Here is a 21,330-nt window from a genome sequence, read left to right as displayed (position 1 = left end):
CTCGAGTCAGCCAAATCGGTGTCGGTGGGGCGTATGTTGCTGGCCGGACCAGTTACATCATGCCGCCCATGCCGCCACCCATACCGCCCATGCCGCCCATGCCACCGCCGCCTGGTGGCATCTCATCCTCGTCGTCGTTGTCTTGGACGGCGAGGTCGCCGGCTGCGATGACGTCGTCGATGCGAAGCAGCATGACTGCGGCTTCGGTTGCGGACTCGATTGCCTGGGTCTTCACGCGAAGCGGCTCGTAGACGCCTTCCTCGGACATATCAATCGTGTCGCCGGTGAACGCGTCGAGACCTGCGGCCTCGTTGCCGCCGTCGTGGTCGGCGCGCAGTTCGACGAGCGAGTCGATTGGATCGAGACCGGCGTTCTCGGCGAGCGTGCGTGGGATGACCTCGAGTGCGTCGGCGAAGGCTTCGACGGCGAGCTGTTCGCGGCCGCCAACGGAGTCAGCGTAGTCACGCAGTGCAAGCGAGAGTTCGACTTCGGGGGCACCGCCGCCGGCGAGGACCTTGCCGTCCTCGAGCGTGGTGCGGACAACGCCCAGCGAGTCTTCGATTGCGCGGTCGACCTCGTCGATGACGTGCTCGGTGCCACCGCGGAGGATCATCGTGACAGCCTGTGCGTCCTCGACATCCTCGACGAAGATGCGCTGGTCGCCGGCGATTTCTTTCTGGGCGACGCTGCCGGCGAAGCCGAGGTTCTCCTCGCTCAGGTCGTCAACGGACGTGACTGGCGTTGCGCCGGTTGCACGGGCCAGCTGCGTGACGTCGCTGGATTTGACGCGACGGACTGCGAGAATGCCTTCCTGTGCGAGGTAGTGCTGGGCCATGTCGTCGATACCGCTGCTGACGAACAGTACGTCGGCACCGGCGTCTGCGACCTGCTCGGCCATCTCCTTGAGCTGTGCCTCTTCCTGTTCGAGGAACTGCTCGAGCTGGTCTGGGTCGGTGACGTTAACTTCGGCGTCGATTTCGGTCTCCTGAATCTCGAGGGCCCCGTCGACGACGGCGACGTTGGCGTCCTCGGCGAAGTACGGCATGTTCTCGGAGACGCGCTCCTTGTCGACGATGACACCTTCGACGAGTTCGGAGTTCTCGATGGAGCCGCCGACAACTTTCTCGACTTTGATGTTGTCCGTGTCGATGCCGTCGTCGTCCGCGACGGTCTGGACGGACTGAACGACCAGATCCGAAAGCAGGTCTCGAGCGTTCTCTGCGCCCTTGCCAGTCATCGCCGTCGCGGCAATCTGGTGGAGGATTTCGTCATCGTCTTCGTCGACGTCGATGGCGATTTCCTCGAGTGCTTCCGTGGCTTCCTCGGCGGCCTGTCGGTATCCCTGTGCGAGCGTGGTTGCGTGGATATCCTGCTCGAGGAGCTCTTCGGCCTGACTGAGGAGTTCACCGGAGATGACGACGGCGCTCGTCGTGCCGTCGCCGACTTCGTCTTCCTGCGTTTCGGCGACTTCGACGATCATGTCTGCAGCAGGGTGGTCGATATCCATCTCCGAGAGGAGCGTGACACCGTCGTTCGTGACGATGACGTTCCCCGTCGAATCGACGAGCATCTTGTCCATCCCCTTGGGTCCGAGCGTGGTTCGGACGGACTCGGCAACGGCCTTTCCGGCCTGAATGTTCATCGACTGCGCATCTTTACCGGATGTCCGCTGACTGTCATCCGAGAGAACGATGAGGGGCTGGTTGCCCATCTGCTGTTGTGCCATAGTCAGCCGAAGGATTGTTTGTGATTCTATATAAATCTTTTGAGTCCGAGCGTCAGAAATCCCACGACGACAGTGTAGAACGGGGGTTCCCTCCAAGCCCTGTCAGTGGCATTTATACTCAGTTCCCGTGTGATGTGCGATGAAAGAGCGACTACACTTCTTGACATCCCGAAAGACCGCAAAAACAGCGTTAGTTCGTGGCTTAGGCCTCTTCGGAGCCCGAGCCAGGGAAGCGGTGGTAGTTGAGTCCCTGGTGTTTCATGTCGTTGTGCCGTTCCTCGAGGAATGAGTAGACGGTGCCGTGTGGGGCACCATCCAGCAGCATCTCGGCGGCCGTTCGGGCGGCGTCGACCTGCTCCGGCGTACCAATAATCCCGAGTGTCGTCCCGTAGATGACGATGTCGGCACCCGCGAGTTCTTCCATCAGTTCGCGCGTTCGACCGTCCTCACCGATGAGGCGACCTTTCTGTCGCTGCAGATCGTTCTTGTTTCTCGAGGCGGCGTCGATGTCGACGACGTCGAACATCATCATCTCGTCCTCGAGCAGTCGCAGTGCCGCGTCGGGGGCGAAGCCACGTCCAATCGCCTGGACGATTTCTGGCCCTTTGAGGCCGAGAACGGGATCGCCGACGGTTTCGACGGCAACGGAGCCGTTCTCCGAGTCGATATCGAGTCGCACCTCCGCTTCGGCTTCGATTTCGCGCATCGTCTCACCGCCTTGGCCGATAAGAACCCCAATCCGGTCCTGCGGAATCTTCACGTGTTGCATAGAAGACGCTACTGGCTGGGAGGGGTTAAGACCTTGGTCCTCACGACAGACTGTTGTTTTCGCTCGAAAAAACAGACGTAGAACGAGTGTCTTCGAACTTCTCGTTCGATCGACTCGATTACTCTTGGTTCCGAACGAGGTAGACTGCAACGACGCTTGCAAGTGCAGCACCGACAGCAGCCAGTACTGTATCAACAATCATTTCGCCAAACTCGAAGCCGCTTCCCTCACCCAACTGTTGAGTGATAATGAACGACGCGAGAATAAATGCGAGGACGTGACCAACGAAAGCGCCGGCACCGACGGTCGCAAACACTTGGTTATCTGGCTCAGACTGGAGAACACTCGACGCTCGAACAGCCAGTAAGGCACCGAGAATCGGCGTCGCGATTGCAACACCCATGAACGCAGCAATACCGATTATCGCTCCCGTCATTGCATCGACTCCTTCCTCCCCACTGGCGAACATATCGAAGGTGAAATAGCCAGTTATGCCCATACCGATCCCAACACCGGCGAACACACCGACGATAACCATCAACTGCGTCTTCGTTGATTCCTTGTTGATTATGTCGGTGACGCTTTCATCAGGTGTCTCTGTAACTGGCTGTTGGGACTCCTGTGCCACTCCGCCATCGGCGACGGATTCTGTTGACGTTGCCCCTTCCGATTGGCCGTCGTGTTCAGACATCGTCTCTCCATTAAAACTCATATGACTAAAAGCTATACAATCTCGAGCGCTTACGTAAGTAGTCGATAGAGTTCAGCTAGACCAGCTCAAAAAGGCGATTATTGGCCACAATAGCTAAATACAAAGGATATTAGCTACCATCTGATAGTTACATTAACAGTATACATAGTTGCTTTTAATCCCAATATAATATATCGACCATTACTCGAGGACCGACCGGAATCGAACTGACGCCTCGAGCGTGTCGACGAGTGCAACCGTCCGGTGCTCTGGCGGAATCGTCGGGAAGTGTCCGCCGGGATTGACGATCGTCGTTCGCCCCGTTTCCGTCACCTCGCGCTCGTGATGATGCCCATAGCAGACGAAATCGTACGTTTCCGCAGCCGCAAGCGCGTCGACTTCGCTCTTTGACTCGCCGTGTAACACCGCAAAGGAGAGGCCGTCGAACTCGAGTGTGGCAAATCGGCCGTGGAGTTCGCTTTCGTTCCCCAAAGCGTCGAACGCCGCCTCGAGCCCCGAAATCTCGCCGTCGTTGTTTCCGAGGACACCGTGGACCTCGAAGCCCTCGAGAGTAGAAAGCAGCGGCGGGGCGACGAAATCGCCGCAGTGGATGACGATCTCGACGCCCGCTTCGGTGAAGATCTCGGCCGCTCGCTCGGCCGCCTCGACGTTGTCGTGCGTATCGGCAATGATCCCGATGTTCATACGTCAACGCCCGCGGGCGAGCTACTAATTCGTTCGGACGGTGAGACTCAGCGAGTCAGAACGGCGACGGCGGAACGCCAGCACGCTCGAGTGCCTGTCTGCACTCCTCGTCAGTGAGTCGATAGGGCTCGAGTTCGTCCTCGAGGTCGCCCAGTTCTGCCCGGCGGCGCTGATGTGCCCCCAGAAAGTCCGTGATCCGCTCGATTGCAATCTCTTTCAACTCGCCGCTCAGGAGGTTGCCCGAGCGATACTGTTCTGCAATGCGCTCGAGTTCCTCGTCATCCGCCTCGAAGAAGAATCGCAGGTACTGGAACGGCACGTCGACGCTCGGGTCGCCACCCTGCTCGCGGTGGGCCTCAAGCGACGCCTGTCCGCCCGTGTAGGCGTGCGTGCGGATCGTCTCGGCAACGGTGTCAGGATCGTCAGTCAGGTCAATCGACGCCGCCTCGTCGGAGGCGCTCATCTTCCCCGGCCCCTCGAGACTCGGGAGAAAGCGTCCAAGCAACGCGCCGGGTTTGTCGACGGGCAGCGCCTCCTTGGCGGCCACGTCGCGACAGACGCGAACGTGGGGGTCCTGATCGATGGCGATGGGAACGAGCGTCGGCTGTCGGCCAGCCACAAGCTGCGGGAGCAGGAGGTGCGTTGCCTGCACGGCAGGATAGAACTGCAAGCCGACAGTGCCTTGCTCGCCGTAGACTGCTTCGACAGTTGCGGGCGTGAGGTGCTTCGCGAGGCGAACCGCAATCGGGTAGATCACATCTGCGTCGGCAGTGTCGACCACGATTCGCGTTCGCTCCGGGTCGAACCCGACCGCGAGGATATCGCGGAGGTTGTCGCGCGTGTGCTCGCCGATGGAGTCGAACGACTGCTCCTTTGCGAGGAGCTTCTCGTCGTCCGAGAGTGGGATGTAGACCGTCGCACCCGTCTCTCGCTGGAAGCACTTCGCGAGATATAGCGGCAGGACGTGGCCCAAGTGCATCGGCCCCGAGGGACCGCGGCCGGTCACGAGTGCGTGTGACTCGCCGGATTCAGAAGCCTCGAGATACCGATCTATGTCTCGGCCGGCGTAGAACGTCCGCCGACGGAGCATTGGGTGGTCGGGAAAGCGCTCGATCTGGCTGTCCGTAAGGGGATCGGCACCGAAGCGCTCGAGCAGTTTCTCGTAGTCGACCTCGCCGGAAACGGAGTAGGGCGTGACGATGAAGTCGTCATCGTCGCTCGAGTTTCCGTTCGCGGTATCGACATGTTGGTTCGAATTCGATTCGTCGTCGTGGGGTGGGTTCTCAGACATTCGTCTCGAGTGACTGGGGCTGCAGTGGCTGGCGCACAATACGGCAGAAAACGAACGGAGGGAGCAGCCGTCGCCGCGGTGACGGGTTAGGCCGCGTCGCCCGCCGCAACGATACTATCCGCTCTCGAGGATGGGGGCCAGCGCCACTGCCACTCGAGAGCGGCCGTCATCAAGTCGGTATCAGTTCGGACCAATAAAGAGTGTTTTGCCCCTGCTCGAGCGCTGTTAGGAGCCGGCTGTTCGGTCGTCGAGAAACGCTCGCGTGAGTGCGCCGACCTCGGCGCGAAACTCGCTCATCTCGAGGGTGCTCTCGCCGTGGGACAGCCGTCCATGAGCCTCCCGAAGGATGTCCTCGAGAACGCGCTCGTAGTGCGTCTCAAACGTCACTGGTCGACCGTTGTCCTCGAGTTGCGTTGCAAGGCGCTCGAGTCGTTCCCGGGTCGCGTACTGCGCCGCCAACTTCTCAGCGGGTGCATCGACTGGCGTCGGTGTGTCAGCGTCTCCGGCATCGGGATGAAGAAGTTTCGCACGCTGGCCTCGTTTGTCCCGGATCACGACGCCTTCGGCTGGTCCATCGTTCCACTCCGACTGCGGGATCGTGTACGACTCAGGGTCGAAATCCCGTGCGCGCCGTTCCCGTTCGAAGACGGTCACCGACTCGAGTCCAATCCCGTCGAAAATCGCATGCACTGCGTCCGGCGGGCGGAATGTTTCCGTGTCGGCCGACCAGATGTCGAACCCGAGAAACGACGGGATACGATCCCACTCGTAATCGATCGTCTGGTAGCTGGTCACCTCGCCAAAGAAGACGACGTCCTCGACGTCGTCGACTGCGTTCCGGAGCGCCTCGCGGTCGAGGTGTTCCCGGACGTATCGAACGGCGTGCTGGGAGGGATCGGGCACATCGTCGGCATCGTCGTAGACACTGTGTCGATCACCGAACCGGATAAGCCCTGACTGCTGGAGTTGAAATCGAAGGTGTACGCCGTCGATCTTCTCGAGCAGCCACAGGTGTCCGTCGTCGACGAGCCCGTCTGGAGCGGCCTCGACCGATGGAATGGTCGGATACTCCTTCATCGTCAGTCTCGAGAGGGATCAGGCTCCGGACTCGTGACGAACTCGAGCAGTTCGTCGGGATCGGTCTCGAGGCCCTGCCGCGAGAAGAAACTCGCGACGTTCTCACAATCGCGCTCGAGGAAGTCGCGGCTGTTGGGGTGGTGGACGGTGACGGCTTGGCCGACGTCGATGATGACGAGTTGGCCGTCGTCGAAGACGACGTTGTACTCGCTCAGGTCGCCGTGGATGATGCCCGCGGAGTAGAGTCGGCGCATGTACTCGCGCATGACCTCGTAGGCAGTTTCGGGATTCTCGATGTGGACCTCACCGAGGCGCTTTGCACGACCCTCCTCGTTGCCGATGTACTCCATGACGAGGACGTTGCGCTCGGCGGCGAGTGGCTCCGGAACGCGGACGCCTGCGTTCTGAGCGCGTCGGAGATTTGCTAGTTCTTTTCTCGTCCAGGCGAGGACGACGTCTTTCTTTTTGCCGCCAAGACCCTCGAATCGTGGGTCGCCCTCGAGATAGTCGCGCATCTGACGGAAGTTCGAGGCGTTGATCCGGTACACTTTGACGGCGACCTCGCGGTCGTCGCCCTGTGCGTGGTAGACGTTCGCCTCTTTGCCTGTCGAGAGCGGCCCGCCGAAGGCCTCGACGTAGCCATCTTGGACGAGTTTATACAGCGCCGCCAGTGTCGCGTCGTCGAACACCGATTGTTCAACTTTGAACTGATCGGCGTCTTTGATCCGCTCCTCGAACTGCTCGAACTTGCGGTCGCGCTTGCGGGCGATCCTGTCCGCTTCGGTTTCTGAAACGTCGATCTCTTCCCATTCGTCGCCTGGCGTGTCGACCTCCTCGAGATCGACCAGTCCGAATTGTCCCTCTCCCATTCTCTGCACGTACGGGGTGGGTGCGGGTAAAGACTGGGTATCTGGCGCTCGAACGCATCCTCTCGCTACCGACAGCTATGACGGCTGCAATCGCCACCTTCAGGCTTTTGCCTCCCGCTTCCAAAGTGGTGCTATGGACACCCACCTCGAGCGTCTCGCACTCGGAGGCGACCAATGACCGAGCACGAGCTCACCCTCGAGTGGCCGGACGGCCGCAGCGAACCGATCTCGGTCTCGCCTCGAGAGTCGGTGCTCGAGGCCGCCGGTCGCGAGGGTGTGCGATTGCCTGCAGACTGTCGGAAAGGGACGTGTATCACGTGTGTCGGGCAGGTAGTTGGACTCGAGGATGGCGATGAGAACGAGCGCGGCGACGATGACTCCGAATCCGCCGACGCGGCAGCAGCATTCGATTACCGACGCCGACCCGCAGCCCTGACGGAGCGCGAACGCGGCGCTGGCTACGTTCTCTTATGCATCGCTATGCCACAGACAGATTGTCGCGTTCGGGTCGGGCCGATGGTTCGGTCGGAAGTCGGCGATAGTCCGTGGAGTTAATCGAGAGTGGATAGTCGTCGGTCAGTGTCAACATAGCTTCTGCAGTTATATAGAGTAATCCAATACCATGATCACATGGATCAGTGGAAGAATACTGCGGTTCATCTGGCCAACAAAATATCAAACTTCCTGCTACAATTCGGTATCTGTTAGTAATATGGTGTTATAGTTCGTTTTCGAAAGTTCTATTGACCTTTCTTTGGTATTGAGTAGGCATGGAAGGTTGGCGACGCCGAAGTGCGGTTGCACTCTTTGTAATCTCTGCTATCGTCGTCACGTATTCGACGCTCTATCAATGGGCGATGGCCACGTTTGAGGGCCAAGAGGTTCCGTTCTACGAGGCTATCCAGGTCGTTATTGAATCACTCACTACTGCCGGATTCGGCGGTCATGCACCGTGGGAAAGCGCAGTGCTGAATCTCATGGTGATAGGGATGAACATCTCTGGTGTTCTGCTTGTCTTTCTTGGACTCCCACTGTTTGCTCTCCCACTTATCCGACAAGCGCTTGAATCTGGCCCACCAACGACGAGCGACCTGACCGATCACGTCATCATCTGTGGCCATTCCGCTCGAGATGATGTCTTACGAAAGGAACTCGGTGAAGTCGGGATCCCTTATCTCTTCGTTGAACAGGATCCAGACCTGGTGACGGAACTTACGAACGACGGTATCAACGCCATCTATGGTGATCCAGAAGAGATCGAAACACTTCGTGCAGCGAACGTCTCTGCTGCTCGCTCACTCGTTGCAGATGTAAGTGACGAAGCAAACCCAACGGTAATCCTTTCGGCACTTCGTGTGAACTCCTCGCTGAAAATCGTTAGCGTCGTTCGGGATTACAACAATGCATCCTATCACCGGTATTCTGGTGCTGACGAAGTCGTCCTTGCCCGCCAGCAACTCGGTGAAGCGTTTGGAATGCGAGCCATGACTTCGTTTGCTGAGCAACTTCGCAGTGTAATCCACGTCGAGAATTCTCACGAGATAACGGAACTGCTGATCGAAGAGGAAAGCGATTTCATCGGACAGACGATCAGAGAGGCAAATATCTTCGGTGGCGGAGACATGACGATTGTCGGCGTGTGGCTCGGTGGCAAATTTGTTGTCTCACCCGACCCAGATACAGTCCTCGAGGAAAATACGATTTTCCTCGTTTTGGGTGAACATGAAGATTTCGAACAGGTGACTGCTCGTTCGATTCCAACACATCACCACCCATCACACGTCATTGTCTGTGGATATGGTACAGTGGGGTGGTCAGTTACCGAAACTCTCCGAGAAGAAGGAATCACGGTAAGCGTAATGGACTATAACGATCGAGACGGCGTTGACGTTGTTGGTGATGCGACTAATCCACAAACGTATTCTGCTGTTGACCTTGATACTGCTGAAACAATCGTACTGTCACTTGATGACGATACGACAACCATCTTCGCGGCATTGGTCATTAAACAATTAGATCCAGACATCGAGATCATTGCTCGCGCAGATGATCCAGGTACCGTCTGGAAATTATACAATGCCGGTGCCGACTACGTCTTATCGCTTCCAACGATCACCGGTGAAATTCTCGCCTCATATTTAATCGATGAAATTGAAATTATCACTCCACAGGACGAGTTTGATTTTGTCCGAACAGAGGCCCCGCCGCTCACTGGGAAAAGTCTCAGTGACATAGACCTACGAGCGAAGACAGGATGTACAGTAATCGCTATTGAGCGAGGTGAGGAATTATTAACAAACCTTGATTCAGATGTTGTCGTCCAACAAGGAGATATTCTCATTGTAGGAGGGAGTGAGGAAGCAATCGAACGACTTGCAGCGTTTATCTCTGTGTGAGTGTACAGAAATCGTCATGCCTACATTCCTCAATATTGAGAGAATTACTCGTTCATTGACTCCTGGCGGTGTTTCTCTTGCTCGTTTCACTGTTTGGACCCCTCGTCTGTCTACCGCAGAATCGACGTCCGACAGTGGCGAGCGCAGCAGTTGACTCCCCCATGTCCTAGCGGCCCGTGGTATTGTGTCTGTAAACGGATGCCGGGAGACCACCACAAGCCAGGCCAGCCGACGACAGTAAGGTTAACCAGCCGGCAGCGAAATCCTCGAGCAACGAATGTCTCTCGCCGACGAAAACGCGGACGAGAATCCGTACCTGCGAGATCCGCCGACTGACTTCGACCCGGTCACCGAACTCGCTGACGAGGCGGCCCGCGAGCAGGTCGACCTGCTTCGGGCTGCTATCTGCGAACACGACCGCCGGTACTACGTCGAAAGCGACCCGCTCATCGCGGATCGAGCCTACGACGCACTCTTTGCCCGCCTGCAGGAACTCGAGGACGCCTTCGATCTTTCCCATCCGGATAGCCCAACCCGAAGCGTCGGGGGCGAGCCACTCGAGGCGTTCGACACCGTCGAGCACGTCGCGCCGATGCTCTCAATTGATCAGAGCGGCGAGGCCGCGGACGTCCGAGAGTTCGATGAGCGCGTGCGCCGAGAAGTCGGCGAGGTGCAGTACGTCTGTGAACCCAAATTCGACGGCGTCTCGATGGAGTTCGTCTACGAGGACGGCTCCCTCAAGCGCGCGGTCACCCGCGGCGATGGCCGTGAGGGTGACGACGTGACACAGAACGCCCGCACCATTGGCTCCGTCCCGCAGAAATTGCACGGCGACTACCCCGAGTTCCTCGCGGTCCGTGGCGAGGTCTACATGCCCAAAGACGCCTTCCAGGCGTACAACCGCGAGCGCATCGAACGCGGCGAGGAACCCTTTGCGAACCCCCGGAACGCGACCGCCGGAACGATCCGCCAACTCGACCCCGCCGTCGTCGCCGACCGCCCACTCGAGGTCTTTTATTTCGACGTGCTCGAGGCGAGCGACTTAGAAGAGAGCCACAGCGCCGAACTCGAGCGATTCCCCGAGTGGGGGCTGCGGGTGACTGATTACATCGAGGACGCAGACGAAATTGAAGATGCGATTGACTACCGCGACCGCATGCTCGAACTGCGCGATGACCTGAACTACGAAATCGACGGCACGGTCATCAAAGTCGACGACCGCGCGGCCCGCGAGGAACTGGGTCGAACCGCACGCCACGACCGCTACGCGTTCGCCTACAAGTTCCCCGCTCGCGCCGAAGTGACTCCAATCGCAGACGTGGCCGTCCAGATCGGCCGCACGGGTCGCGTCACACCGGTCGCCCTGCTCGAGCCGGTCGATGTCGGCGGCGTCACGGTCTCGAGAGCGAGTCTCCACAACCCCGAGGAGATCGCCGAAAAGAACGTCAACGTCGGCGATACGGTCCGCGTCCAGCGCGCGGGCGACGTAATTCCCTACGTCGAGGAGGTCGTCGAAAAAGGCAGCGAGGGCCATTACGAACTTCCCGAGCACTGCCCCGTCTGTGACAGCGCCATCGAACGCGACGGGCCGATGGCGTTCTGTACCGGCGGACTGGCTTGTGACGCCCAACTGCGACGGTCAATCGAGTATTACGCGAGCGACGGCGGCCTCGATCTCGAGGGACTGGGCGAGAAAAGCGTCCGCCAACTCGTCGATGCCGGCCTGCTCGAGTCGGTCGCAGACCTCTACGACCTCGAGCGGGAGGCACTCACCGCACTCGAGGGCTGGGGCGAGACGAGCGCCGACAACCTCGCGAGCGAACTCGAGGATGCTCGTGACCCGCCGCTGCCGGACTTCCTCTCGGCACTTGGCATTCCCCACGTCGGTCCCGCGACGGCCCGCGAACTCGCTCGCGAATTCGGCTCCTTCGAGGCGGTTCGCGAGGTCGCCGAAACCGAGCCTGAATCACTCGAGGGCGTCGACGACGTCGGCGAAACCGTCGCCCAGCAGATTCACGACTTTTTCACGAGCGAGGCCAACGCAGCGGCCGTCGACGACATCCTCGAGCACGTCTCACCCCAAAAGACTGAGATGGACGCGGGCGGCGACGAACTCGAGGGGCTGACGTTCGTCTTTACGGGCTCGCTCGAGGACGTGACTCGCAGTGAGGCCCAAGAGACGATCGAGGCCCACGGCGCGAACGCGACGGGCAGTGTCTCAGGCAACACGGACTACCTCGTGGTCGGCGCGAATCCAGGCCAGTCGAAACGCGATGATGCCGACGATAACGACGTCCCGATTATCGACGAAGACGAGTTTTGGGAGTTGTTAGGAGAAGAGGGGATCGAACTCGAGTAGCAAAGAACGGTTCCGTTTCGCACGAACGAGCACTACGAATTGCGCTCAATCCACGCACAGAACTCCTCGAAATCCCGCGCACCGGCACTGTCAGCGACTGATCTGAGGGTCCCCGTCCGAAGTTCGTCGTGCAGCGGAACCGTTACCCGTCGACGGTCGTCCTCGTTCGTTGGGTGTTCGTAGTACAGTTGCGCGTGATCGCCGGTTGTTTGACGCCACTCGAAGCCCCCGGCGTTGACCAATACTTTCACGACTTCCGCACCCGAGAACGTCCGTCGTGCCATCCTACTCGAGGACGTCGGGCGGTTCTTCGTCGCCGGTCGTATTGTCCGCAGGATCGATTCCCAGTTCGCGGAGGTCGTCCTTCGTCGGCTCTCGGCCTCGCTCGCCGTTGTGGAGCGCGAGCGCCTTGTCGAGGTTTTCCAGGGCGACATCGCGAGACGACCCCTGACTCGTCACGCCAGTCTCGAGATCTGTGGCGATCCACTGGTCGTCCTCTCGCCAGAGACGGATCTCGCTGTCTTGAACGTCACCGTCGCTCGCTGAACTGGCCATTACATCCCGTTCTTGGAGGACGATTTGCATAAGCGTTCGGCTCCCAATCCAGACACCGCGTAAACGCGACGATGCCGACGATAATGACGTTTCGATCATCGATGAGGGCGAGTTTCGGGAGTTTCTCGCATAGTGGGGAGTTGCTCTCGAGTAGCCGTTCTGCGCTAGTCATTACTCGCTCGCGTGAGAGCGTTCGGTTACGAAAACAAACTATCCTGTACAAGAAATTGGCCTAACCAGCCGATTCCGGCGACGACGAACGTAAAGAGCAGTAACGTTGGCTCGAGCCAGACTAACAGTGTCCCTACACCGACTGCGATAAACCAGTCGATGAACCGAGGAGTTCCCATACGATGGGTACAGAGTATGGTATTGAATAGTCTTTGAAAAAAGAGGCCTGCTCGAGTGGCTTCGGCTCGTTACAGGTCGACGCGATTGAACCGATAGATCGCGAGGCCAATTGGGACGACAATCCAGAACAAGAGGACAATAAACGCGAACCAGTCCTGCAGATAGAACGGAAGCGAGCCGTCGAAGAACATCTCGAGCATGGGGGCACCCTGATCCTCGAGATCGGGAGCCGACGTGACGAACGAGAGCGCGTTCCCGTATGCTGCATTTGGATTGACGCTTTGATAGAACATCGCGGCTTCAACGAGCGTGTCACTCTCGGGAAGGTAGTCATACGAGATCAGCATACCGACGACGCCGACGACGGTTCCCCAGAAGACGTAAAAGAGGGCGAAGACACCGAAGGCTGCGGCGGCTGCGAACGTCGTCGAACGAAGCAGCGAGGAGACGGCGATAGTGACGCTCGTGTAGGCAATGCCGTACAGGACCGAGATCAACAGCAAGCCGAGATAGTCGGTCACGTCGAACGTGCCGAGCAAGACGGCGACCGGAATCGCCGCGAGGACAAAGCCGATGATGAGCGAGAGCGAGAGGACGCTCGCCCGCCCAACGAGTTTCCCGAGAAGTACGTCGGTCCGGGAGTGAGGCAGCGCGAGCAGAATCTTGATGCTGCCGGACTCGCGTTCGCCGACGATTGCTTTCCAGCCAAGCACGATTGCGATTGCGGGGATGATGAACGAACCGGCGCTGAAGACCAGACTGACGAGCACGTCCGTCGTTGCTCCCTCGGCCAGAACTGCATCTCCATCGAAGTACGCAATTGTGCCCGTCAGCGTGACTAGCAGGATAAAGAAGAAGGCGCTGAGGACCCAGAACAGCCACGATCGAACCGAGTCCTGGAAGTCCTTTCGCGCCACGGCAAGGACGCTTTCAGGATTGATGTCAAGCGCGCTCGAGGACTGTGCTGGCTCCGTCTCAGCTGTTTCCGCGCCCGTTTCCGTTTCGGTACTCATCGTGCGTGCACCTCCGTTCCTGCGTCCGTTGTATATGACTGGAACACGTCCTCGAGGCTCGCCTCTCGCGTCGAGAAGTCTTGCACGTCGATTCCCCGGTCCTCGAGTTCACCGAGAACGGCGGTTTTCGAGCCCTCCACTTGGACGGTGAGCGTCGGCGGCTCATCGCGGTCAGCGGTGGCATCGGTCACGTCGGGCAGGCTTCGAACCGCTCCCAATGCGTCGTCATCGATCCGGTCGACGACGATCTCGAGTGCCGTCCCACCGCTAATCGAGTCGCGCAGTCCGGACACGGAGTCGACGGCGACCATCTCACCCTCGCGCAGGATGCCGACCCGATCACAGACGGCTTCGACCTGTTCCATGCTGTGACTCGAGAAGAAGACGGTCGCGCCGCGGGCGTTTTCCTCGCGGACGATCTCGCGCATCTCGCGTGCGCCGTTTGGGTCGAGACCGGTCGAGGGCTCGTCCAGGATCAGCAGGTCGGGGTCGCCGACGAGTGCCATCGCGAGCATCAGTCGCTGGGCCATCCCTTTCGAGTAGCCGCCGGCCTTCTTGTCGATGGCGTCGGCGAGACCGACCCGCTCGAGGAGTTCTTCGGGGTCGTCGTCCGCGCCTTTCGAGTCGATAGCGAACTCGAGGTGCTGGCGCGCGGTGAGGCGGTCGTAGGCCTCGACGCCTTCGGGGAGGACGCCGGTCCGCGAGCGAATCTCGCGGCTGCTGGTCTGGGCGTCCATCCCGAGAACGGACACCTGACCGTGTGTGGGGCGGATGAAATCGAGCAGGATGTTGATCGTCGTCGATTTGCCGGCCCCGTTCGGTCCCAGGAATCCAAACACTTCGCCCTCACGAACCTCGAACGACAACGCCTCGAGCGCGAGGGTTTGACCGTAGGTTTTCGTCACGTCATCGACCGTGATCGCGGGCATGGCTGTGTACTCTGGCCGTTCGCCGATAAGACTTACCACTTTTGGAGTCCGCTTGACTCTCAGATTGAGTCGTCAGGGTCGTACTGCTCGGCGGTCCGCTGTGCTTCTGTTGCGTACCGTTCACGAGTTTCGTGGTCCGTCACGTCCTCGAGTTCGCTTGCTGGAACCTCGACGGCGGCGGTGACTGGTGATCCAGTTCGTAGCGACGTGGATGAGCGCTCGCGCTGTTGGTACTGCGAGCCATCCGGCGTTGCGTAGATGATCGTCACGATATTGCGCGCCCCGAACTCTCGCTCGACGAGCCAGCACTGCTGCGTCGACTCACTCATAGCCAGTGCTTCGCCCTCGAGCACCGAGAAAGTACCGCGTGTCGTCGGTCTCTCCTTGCGAAACCCACCCGGACGTACTTAGCCGTCGCCGGTGAGCCACACAGCAGGACCGAACCCAATGGCTTGGACCAGTCACGTCGACGAACTGTTGTACGATGGTGAGACCGAGCGCCATCGCCTCGAGTTCGCATACGCGACAGCGGCCGTCACGAACCACCGGGTGTTCGTCTTTACTGACGGCGACGGGCCGGCATATCGCCACGTCGACCGCCCGAACGTCGGCCGCGTCGTTGTTGACGTGGGTGGTGAGCCACGGCACCTGCTTCACGCGCTCGTTCCTGGCCTGATCGGTGCGCTCTTGCTCGCCGTCAGCGCACTCGCCGCGTCGATCGATCTCGGTCTCCGGTCGGCCGCAGAGTCAGTGAGTGACGGCGGCAGCGAGACAACCGGTTTGCCATCCGCACTCGACAGCGTCTTCGAGGCGGCAGAAATGCTGCTTTCAGCGTTCGAACTCGGGCTTCTCTCACTCGGCGCGCTCGCACTCTGTGGCGGACTGTTCTTCTGTGCGCGCTACGCCCGCTCGAGGTCTCGAGCCGTCCGCCTCACTGTCCACGGTGACGACGACATTACCTTTCCTGTGAGCGATATCGACATCGAGAACGGGCGTGTAACCGCACTAACCGCCGCGATTGAACCGGGCGGCCAGAACCACGCACTGCTCGAGGAGCAACCGGACGGCCTCGAGAGCCGACGTGCCACACATGCAACTGAGCGCGACTCCGCTGGCGACCACGCGGATACGTTCGGGCCGGGTGAGCGCGGGCGCGAGGAGTCAGGCTAAACTTCGCGCACGCCCTAGGCCCGCCGATGAATGCCGACGGGGTTCGCGACCGAGCCAGCTCGTTGCCGCGAGAGCCCGGCGTCTACCAGTTTCAGGAGAACGGAACGACGCTGTACGTCGGGAAGGCGGTCGACCTGCGGAGTCGAGTCGGCTCTTACGCCGATCCGCGAAGCGCTCGCATTCGCCGCATGGTCGAACGCGCCGAAACGATTGACATCGCGGTCACAGACACCGAAACACAGGCGCTCTTGCTCGAGGCGAACCTGATCAAGCGCCACCAGCCCCGCTACAACGTCCGGCTGAAAGACGACAAGTCCTACCCGATGGTGCAACTGACGAGCCACGAGGCCCCGCGGATCGAGATTACTCGTGATCCGGACGGCGAGGCCAAGGGTGACTCGAGTACGGGCGGGCCGACCGTTTTCGGTCCCTACACGAACAAAGGGCAGGTCGAGACCGTCGTGAAAGCCCTGCGGGAAACGTACGGCGTGCGTGGCTGTTCGGACCACAAGTACTCGGGACGAGATCGGCCGTGTCTCGACTACGAAATGGGGCTGTGTACGGCCCCCTGTACCCGCGAAATCGACCTCGAGAGCTACACAGAGGACGTGACTGCGGTCGAGCGCTTTCTCGAGGGCGAGACGGGAATCCTCGCCGATCCGTTGCGCCGCGAGATGGAGGCCGCTGCCGAAGACAAAAACTTCGAGCGCGCTGCAAATTTACGGGATCGCCTCGAGACCGTCGAAGCGTTCCACGGCGAGGGCGGCGAGGCGGTCCAGTCGGTCGGCGACGAACGCGCAGTCGACGTGCTCGGCGTCGCCATCGAAGGCGAAGACGCAACCGTCGCCCGCCTGCGTGCGGAGGATGGCAAACTCGTGGATCGCGAGCGACACACGCTCGAGGCACCAACGGAGGATGCAAGCGAGGAGTCGACACCAACACAGACAGGCGGCGTGCCCGCGGTTCTCGCCGCGTTTATCGTCCAGTACTACGCCGAGCGCCAGTTGCCAGACGCCCTGCTCTTGCCCGAACGCCACGGCGACGACGAAGTAGCGGCGTGGCTCGAGGCCGAAGGCGTCTCCGTCCGCATTCCCGGTGCCGGTCGCGAGGCGAAACTCGTCGAACTCGCGCTCAAGAACGCCCGGCGAAACGTGGGTCGGCGCGACGAGTGTGGGATGCTCGCAGACGCCCTCGAGATCGACTCGGCTCGGCGGATTGAGGGCTTCGACGTGAGCCACGCCCAGGGGAAATCCGCAGTCGGCAGCAACGTTACGTTCGTGGATGGCAGCGCCGAAACGGCCGACTACCGCCGGAAGAAGTTGACGGATCAGAACGACGACTACGATAACATGCACGCGCTCCTCGAGTGGCGTGCCCGTCGCGCCGTCGAGGGCCGAGACGATCGGCCGGACCCCGGCCTGCTGTTGATCGACGGCGGTGAGGGCCAACTCGAGGCCGCTCGAGACGCACTCGCGGCGGTTGGGTGGGACGTGCCCGCGGTCGCGCTTGCGAAAGCCGAAGAGCGCGTCGTGACTCCCGACCGGGAATACTCGTGGCCGAGCGACGCACCCCACCTGCATCTGCTCCAGCGCGTGCGCGACGAATCCCATCGCTTTGCGGTCCAGTACCATCAGACGATTCGTGACGACGTGAAAACCGTCCTCGACGACGTTCCCGGTATCGGCCCCGAAACCCGCAGCCAACTGCTCGGCCGGTTTGGGAGCATCGAGAACGTTCGAGAAGCGAGCCTCGAGGATCTCCAGAGCGTGTCCGGCGTGGGTGAGAAGACGGCAGAGACGATCAAGTCGCGATTGTAACACCTCCTTACAGTGGCGACTATAGTATCTCGACCGCGACCGAGTGCTCGCCTCGAGCGAGTGTTCCCACCCCGCACCTGCCACAGCGCCCGAATTACCATCCACACCAGTAGATATAAGTCACAACAAGTCAACAAATTACACGGAAGCCGGTCTCCGCGGGGGCACGCAAATGCCCCGGGTGTCAGAGCACCCGAGGCGGGCTTCCAGCCGAACGGCTTGAAGCCATGAATCCGTACATTCTACCGGGATATAAACATCCCGCACGAGTGACGTATCGACACCAATCAACAGCGGCAGCTATCGCACTCGAGGAGCGATGACGACTGAGAACGACCAGGAGTCAGGACAGTCGTTCCCCAAGTGTCCCACCTGCGGCGAATCGGTCGTCGTCACCGTCGTCTCCGAGCCAGCGGTTGGCACCGCCAGACCGTGTGGCTGTCGCGTCGTTCCGCCCGCTCTCGAGTTCGACGAGTAGAGGCCGGCGGACCTGTGGGAGTCGGGATTGGACGGTGGCAATTTTTTCGGTTGGGTTGTTTTATCGGTTACTCGCTAACGGCTTCCTCGAGGATCTCCAGAGCGTTTCCGGTATCGGCGAAAAGACGGCCGAGACGATCAAGTCGCGATTGTGAGTGTCGTTGGTGAATGGATTCTACTTCCAATTCGTGAAGTCCTAGTGAGTGCAGGGTACACAGTTACTCCGATGGCAGGGAGGGATTTTTGTGTCACTCGATTATTGTTACCGATCAATGGTCGAACACTTCCGGTCACTGCGTCTCACCGAATCTGCGGTTCGCCGAGTCGTCTCCGACTGCAGAGACGAGTGGACGGTGACAGGCGTAGACGGCATTCCAGGGAGCGCGAACAGCCTCTATGCCGTCGACCTCTCGAGTGCGAACCGTGAGCGGACGGTGATCTGCAAGTGCAGCCAGAACACCGCTCCAGTGGCTTTCCGACCCGAGCCGTATCTCCTCGAGGCAATCAGCCGTCGCACGACCGTCCCCGTTCCAGCGGTGCTCGCCGTGGTCGAAGACGACTCTGAGGACGCTGGTCCCCTGTTCGTGATGGAGCAGTGCGATGGAGAGGGCGTCGCGACGCGGGCTCGAGAACTCGAGCCCGCCATCCGCGAGCGGATCGCCCGCGACGCTGGTCGGTATCTCGGTCAAATCCATGACCTTGGCTCGTTCGACCGGTTCGGCGCTGTCAGGCTCGGACGGGACGTCGACCACAACGGGAGCGGACTCGAGACGCCCAACGTGACGCTCACTGTGGCCGAAAACGCCCACGACGAGTGGGCTGATGCCTTGGTCGGGCTGGCGACGTTCTTTCTTTCGAATCTCGACGACCGGTTTGTCGATCTCGAGGGTCCAATTCGAAAGACGCTCGACGAACGATGCGACGTCCTCAATGACCCGAACCCGGTATTGATGCACGACGAGTACACCTACTGGAATACGCTCGTGGACCCAAATACCGGCGAGACGACTGCCGTCCTCGACTTCGAGGACCAGCAGGTCGGCTGTGCGGAATACGACCTCGCGGCGGCAATTGACAGTCTCAGCGCGCTTGCACCGCTCGGTTCGGCCCGACGCCGCCGTGTCCGGGACGCTGTGTACGAGGGGTACGAAGAGACGAACGGACTGATCCGCGACAGCGCATTTGCGGCGCGGCGGGACCTATACCGTCTGGTCGCTCGACTGCCGATGCTTGCGTTTTTCAAGAGCGGGATGGTCGTCGGCCCGGACAGCCCCGAAACCCTCGTTCGCGAACACAGGGCGTTTCTCAGTGAACTCCTCTGACCGCACCACGAATAGGGACGTACTGCTTGACTGTTCGATATGAACTGCTGGGACAGTCCAGCTCTCGTGACACTCGCGGTTTGCCTGCAGAACTGATTTACTGTCGATCAATGCAGTGACCGATATGGTAGAGACGTGGTCTCGACGACACGTTCTCGGTCTCGCTGGGACAGTCGCACTTGCTGGCTGTGCGAATCTGGATGACTCGCGCGATGAGTCTATCGGCGACCCGGGCGCTGATGGGGCGGTCGATGACACGAGCGACGAGAGTGCAAGCGAGGGTGACGGAGACGGTGACGACGACGCTGAGACAGACGATGAGGACCTGCACGCCGAGTACGATACGACCGAGGTGCAGGCGGTTTCAGCCGACGGCGACGACCTCGAGTCCGTGACCGCAGCGATTGCCGAAACCGACGAGGAACTGGTGCGAGGATTGAGCGAGACTGAGGACTTGCCCGACGACCGTGGCATGCTGTTCGTCTACGACGAGGCGGACGAACGCCAGTTCGTCATGCGCGACATGGACTTCGGCATCGACATCATCTACGCCGATTCAGATGGGACGATCACCGGCATCCACCACGCGCCCGCGCCCAGAGAACGTGAGGAGGGAAGCTATCAGGTCTACGTCGGCTACGGCCAGTACGTCCTCGAGACCGTCTACGACTGGACCGTCGACCACGACGTCCACGTCGGCGATACGCTCGAGTTCGATCTCGAGTCGTGATCACTGTCTGCAGCGGTGACACCGGCACGCGCAAGGACAGCCCTATCGACGTGTCCAATCTAATGCTAGCACGTGTCAAACGACGACGACCTCGACGACTTGCTCGATGAACTCGACAGCCAGGGCGACCTCGAGACCTCCCAGCAGGTCCTGTCCATCCGAACCGAGAGCCGACGCTACAACAAGCCGGTGACGATCATCGAGGGCTTTGACCTGTCGAAATCGGAGCTCAAATCAACCGCCTCCGAACTCAAAAGTTCGCTTGGTACCGGCGGCACGGTTGGCGACAACCGAATCGAACTGCAAGGCGATCATCGCGACCGTGTGCCCGACTTACTCCGCGAACGGGGATTCGACGTTCGCGAATAACGACGACTCCCTCACTCGCAGCCGTCAGCACACATCGTGAGTTTCCAGTCGATTCGTCCGGCAAAATCGATCGCGTGAGCGTCGTAGTACTCAATTTCACGCCGCTCGAGAAACTGCTCGAGTGCGCGTGTTGCGTGCTTGTAGGCCGATCGATTCCCCCAGTGCAGTTGTGTCTCAAAATCCAGTCTGGCAAAGAGGTTTGCTGCCCGCTCGTAGTGTACTCGAGCGTCGGCGTTGTCGGTCATCACCAGCGCATCGGCGAGCCATTCACAACCGAGTCCGCGCACGATTGCAGTATGGCCTTCTGAGATGATCGAGCGACACCGATCGCAGACGAATCCTGCTGTTCGGGTCGCGCGTTGTTCGTTTCCCGCCCGGTCATCGAGTTCGATCGAGCGCAGTAGGTTCCCGACGCCGTTGCGGTACGTTCGGGTGTTCCGGTACATCTCAGTGGCGAACTGATACATCCCGAGTGTGAAAAACGACGCCGCGGCATCGGTGTAGTTACCGTCTGATTCAGCAGTGTGTGCTCGAGTGTGAAGTACATTCATTGCATCCCCCAGTGGTGCGTTAGTGTTAGTACGCTGAATAACACATAAATATTTACTGTAAAAGTAGTTAGATTTTTCGCACACTCGAGTGTCTCGTTGACGCTCCCGCTTCGGGGCAATGGTGTAGGAACCTATACACCGGATCGCGAAAACGCCGCCTCGA

At 60.0% G+C, this 21,330-nt stretch carries 25 protein-coding genes; 10 read left to right on the top strand and 15 right to left on the bottom strand.

Translation table 11 applies throughout. The annotated features are described in order from the left end of the window. Window positions 1–52 precede the first annotated feature (52 nt). From thsA to rio1, 7 genes are all read right to left on the bottom strand, one after another. On the bottom strand, window positions 53–1,711 hold the full coding sequence (gene thsA, locus G6M89_RS05915) for a thermosome subunit alpha (protein ID WP_165161306.1): 1,659 nt from the start codon (window positions 1,709–1,711) through the stop codon (window positions 53–55). A gap of 217 nt (window positions 1,712–1,928) precedes the next feature. Beyond that, a complete protein-coding gene (locus tag G6M89_RS05910) occupies window positions 1,929–2,495 on the bottom strand; it encodes a pre-rRNA-processing protein PNO1 (RefSeq protein ID WP_165160878.1) in 567 nt (188 codons plus the stop codon). Between the two features lie 118 nt (window positions 2,496–2,613). After that, on the bottom strand, window positions 2,614–3,186 hold the full coding sequence (locus tag G6M89_RS05905) for a hypothetical protein (RefSeq protein WP_165160877.1): 573 nt from the start codon (window positions 3,184–3,186) through the stop codon (window positions 2,614–2,616). Window positions 3,187–3,387: 201 nt separating this feature from the next. Beyond that, window positions 3,388–3,891 carry a metallophosphoesterase gene (locus tag G6M89_RS05900; protein ID WP_165160876.1) on the bottom strand — a complete coding sequence of 168 codons (504 nt, stop codon included), beginning with the start codon at window positions 3,889–3,891 and terminating at the stop codon, window positions 3,388–3,390. 55 nt (window positions 3,892–3,946) lie between these two features. Beyond that, window positions 3,947–5,182 carry a tryptophan--tRNA ligase gene (locus G6M89_RS05895; protein ID WP_165160875.1) on the bottom strand — a complete coding sequence of 412 codons (1,236 nt, stop codon included), beginning with the start codon at window positions 5,180–5,182 and terminating at the stop codon, window positions 3,947–3,949. Between the two features lie 225 nt (window positions 5,183–5,407). Beyond that, window positions 5,408–6,259 (bottom strand): RNA ligase family protein, encoded by an 852-nt coding sequence (locus tag G6M89_RS05890; protein ID WP_165160874.1) that lies wholly within the window; start codon window positions 6,257–6,259, stop codon window positions 5,408–5,410. A 2-nt stretch (window positions 6,260–6,261) separates the two neighbouring features. Continuing rightward, on the bottom strand, window positions 6,262–7,128 hold the full coding sequence (gene rio1 / locus G6M89_RS05885; protein WP_165160873.1) for a serine/threonine-protein kinase Rio1: 867 nt from the start codon (window positions 7,126–7,128) through the stop codon (window positions 6,262–6,264). Window positions 7,129–7,302: 174 nt separating this feature from the next. On the opposite strand from rio1, the gene G6M89_RS05880 reads away from it, so the two are divergent. The 3 genes from G6M89_RS05880 to ligA all read left to right on the top strand — a co-directional run bounded on the left by G6M89_RS05880 (window position 7,303) and on the right by ligA (window position 11,883). After that, window positions 7,303–7,683: a 2Fe-2S iron-sulfur cluster-binding protein gene (locus tag G6M89_RS05880; protein ID WP_165160872.1), complete on the top strand. Its 381-nt coding sequence runs from the start codon at window positions 7,303–7,305 to the stop codon at window positions 7,681–7,683. A gap of 215 nt (window positions 7,684–7,898) precedes the next feature. Further along, on the top strand, window positions 7,899–9,524 hold the full coding sequence (locus tag G6M89_RS05875) for a TrkA family potassium uptake protein (RefSeq protein ID WP_165160871.1): 1,626 nt from the start codon (window positions 7,899–7,901) through the stop codon (window positions 9,522–9,524). Between the two features lie 277 nt (window positions 9,525–9,801). Further along, window positions 9,802–11,883 carry an NAD-dependent DNA ligase LigA gene (ligA, locus tag G6M89_RS05870; RefSeq protein ID WP_165160870.1) on the top strand — a complete coding sequence of 694 codons (2,082 nt, stop codon included), beginning with the start codon at window positions 9,802–9,804 and terminating at the stop codon, window positions 11,881–11,883. 32 nt (window positions 11,884–11,915) lie between these two features. On the opposite strand, the gene G6M89_RS05865 is transcribed toward ligA, so the two are convergent. The 7 genes from G6M89_RS05865 to G6M89_RS05835 form a co-directional block, all read right to left on the bottom strand. Continuing rightward, complete coding sequence (locus G6M89_RS05865) at window positions 11,916–12,167, bottom strand: type II toxin-antitoxin system HicA family toxin (protein WP_165160869.1); 252 nt, start codon at window positions 12,165–12,167, stop codon at window positions 11,916–11,918. Between the two features lies 1 nt (window position 12,168). Next, window positions 12,169–12,438, bottom strand: a complete 270-nt coding sequence (locus G6M89_RS05860; protein WP_165160868.1) for a type II toxin-antitoxin system HicB family antitoxin — start codon at window positions 12,436–12,438, stop codon at window positions 12,169–12,171. Then, on the bottom strand, window positions 12,413–12,610 hold the full coding sequence (locus G6M89_RS05855) for a hypothetical protein (protein ID WP_165160867.1): 198 nt from the start codon (window positions 12,608–12,610) through the stop codon (window positions 12,413–12,415). The genes G6M89_RS05860 and G6M89_RS05855 overlap by 26 nt, the downstream gene beginning before the upstream one ends. Window positions 12,611–12,635: 25 nt before the next feature. Then, a complete protein-coding gene (locus G6M89_RS05850; protein ID WP_165160866.1) occupies window positions 12,636–12,788 on the bottom strand; it encodes a hypothetical protein in 153 nt (50 codons plus the stop codon). A gap of 69 nt (window positions 12,789–12,857) precedes the next feature. Further along, window positions 12,858–13,802 (bottom strand): ABC transporter permease, encoded by a 945-nt coding sequence (locus G6M89_RS05845; RefSeq protein ID WP_165160865.1) that lies wholly within the window; start codon window positions 13,800–13,802, stop codon window positions 12,858–12,860. Next, window positions 13,799–14,731 carry an ABC transporter ATP-binding protein gene (locus tag G6M89_RS05840; protein WP_165160864.1) on the bottom strand — a complete coding sequence of 311 codons (933 nt, stop codon included), beginning with the start codon at window positions 14,729–14,731 and terminating at the stop codon, window positions 13,799–13,801. Before G6M89_RS05840 ends, G6M89_RS05845 begins: the two co-directional genes overlap by 4 nt. A 59-nt stretch (window positions 14,732–14,790) precedes the next feature. Beyond that, window positions 14,791–15,060, bottom strand: coding sequence for a hypothetical protein (locus tag G6M89_RS05835; protein ID WP_165160863.1), 270 nt, complete (start codon window positions 15,058–15,060; stop codon window positions 14,791–14,793). Window positions 15,061–15,178: 118 nt separating this feature from the next. Here G6M89_RS05835 and G6M89_RS05830 point away from each other — a divergent pair, with 118 nt between their 5' ends. The 7 genes from G6M89_RS05830 to G6M89_RS05800 all read left to right on the top strand — a co-directional run bounded on the left by G6M89_RS05830 (window position 15,179) and on the right by G6M89_RS05800 (window position 20,616). Beyond that, window positions 15,179–15,901 carry a hypothetical protein gene (locus tag G6M89_RS05830; protein ID WP_165160862.1) on the top strand — a complete coding sequence of 241 codons (723 nt, stop codon included), beginning with the start codon at window positions 15,179–15,181 and terminating at the stop codon, window positions 15,899–15,901. Window positions 15,902–15,927: 26 nt separating this feature from the next. Further along, complete coding sequence (locus G6M89_RS05825; RefSeq protein WP_165160861.1) at window positions 15,928–17,718, top strand: excinuclease ABC subunit C; 1,791 nt, start codon at window positions 15,928–15,930, stop codon at window positions 17,716–17,718. A gap of 319 nt (window positions 17,719–18,037) precedes the next feature. Beyond that, window positions 18,038–18,196, top strand: a complete 159-nt coding sequence (locus G6M89_RS05820) for a hypothetical protein (protein WP_165160860.1) — start codon at window positions 18,038–18,040, stop codon at window positions 18,194–18,196. A gap of 34 nt (window positions 18,197–18,230) precedes the next feature. Continuing rightward, on the top strand, window positions 18,231–18,350 hold the full coding sequence (locus G6M89_RS05815) for a hypothetical protein (RefSeq protein WP_165160859.1): 120 nt from the start codon (window positions 18,231–18,233) through the stop codon (window positions 18,348–18,350). 117 nt (window positions 18,351–18,467) lie between these two features. Continuing rightward, complete coding sequence (locus G6M89_RS05810; RefSeq protein ID WP_165160858.1) at window positions 18,468–19,517, top strand: phosphotransferase family protein; 1,050 nt, start codon at window positions 18,468–18,470, stop codon at window positions 19,515–19,517. A 124-nt stretch (window positions 19,518–19,641) separates the two neighbouring features. Next, window positions 19,642–20,247, top strand: coding sequence for a DUF192 domain-containing protein (locus tag G6M89_RS05805; RefSeq protein ID WP_165160857.1), 606 nt, complete (start codon window positions 19,642–19,644; stop codon window positions 20,245–20,247). A 72-nt stretch (window positions 20,248–20,319) separates the two neighbouring features. Then, window positions 20,320–20,616, top strand: a complete 297-nt coding sequence (locus tag G6M89_RS05800) for a translation initiation factor (RefSeq protein ID WP_165160856.1) — start codon at window positions 20,320–20,322, stop codon at window positions 20,614–20,616. Between the two features lie 11 nt (window positions 20,617–20,627). Here the strand turns inward: G6M89_RS05800 and G6M89_RS05795 are convergent, their stop codons facing one another. Continuing rightward, window positions 20,628–21,167: a hypothetical protein gene (locus G6M89_RS05795; protein WP_165160855.1), complete on the bottom strand. Its 540-nt coding sequence runs from the start codon at window positions 21,165–21,167 to the stop codon at window positions 20,628–20,630. Window positions 21,168–21,330 lie beyond the last annotated feature (163 nt).

Source organism: Natronolimnobius sp. AArcel1, from assembly GCF_011043775.1.
In the GTDB taxonomy this organism is placed as follows: Archaea; Halobacteriota; Halobacteria; order Halobacteriales; family Natrialbaceae; genus Natronolimnobius.
Note: the sequence above shows the minus strand (reverse complement) of the source record. Positions and strands in the feature narration are given on the sequence as shown.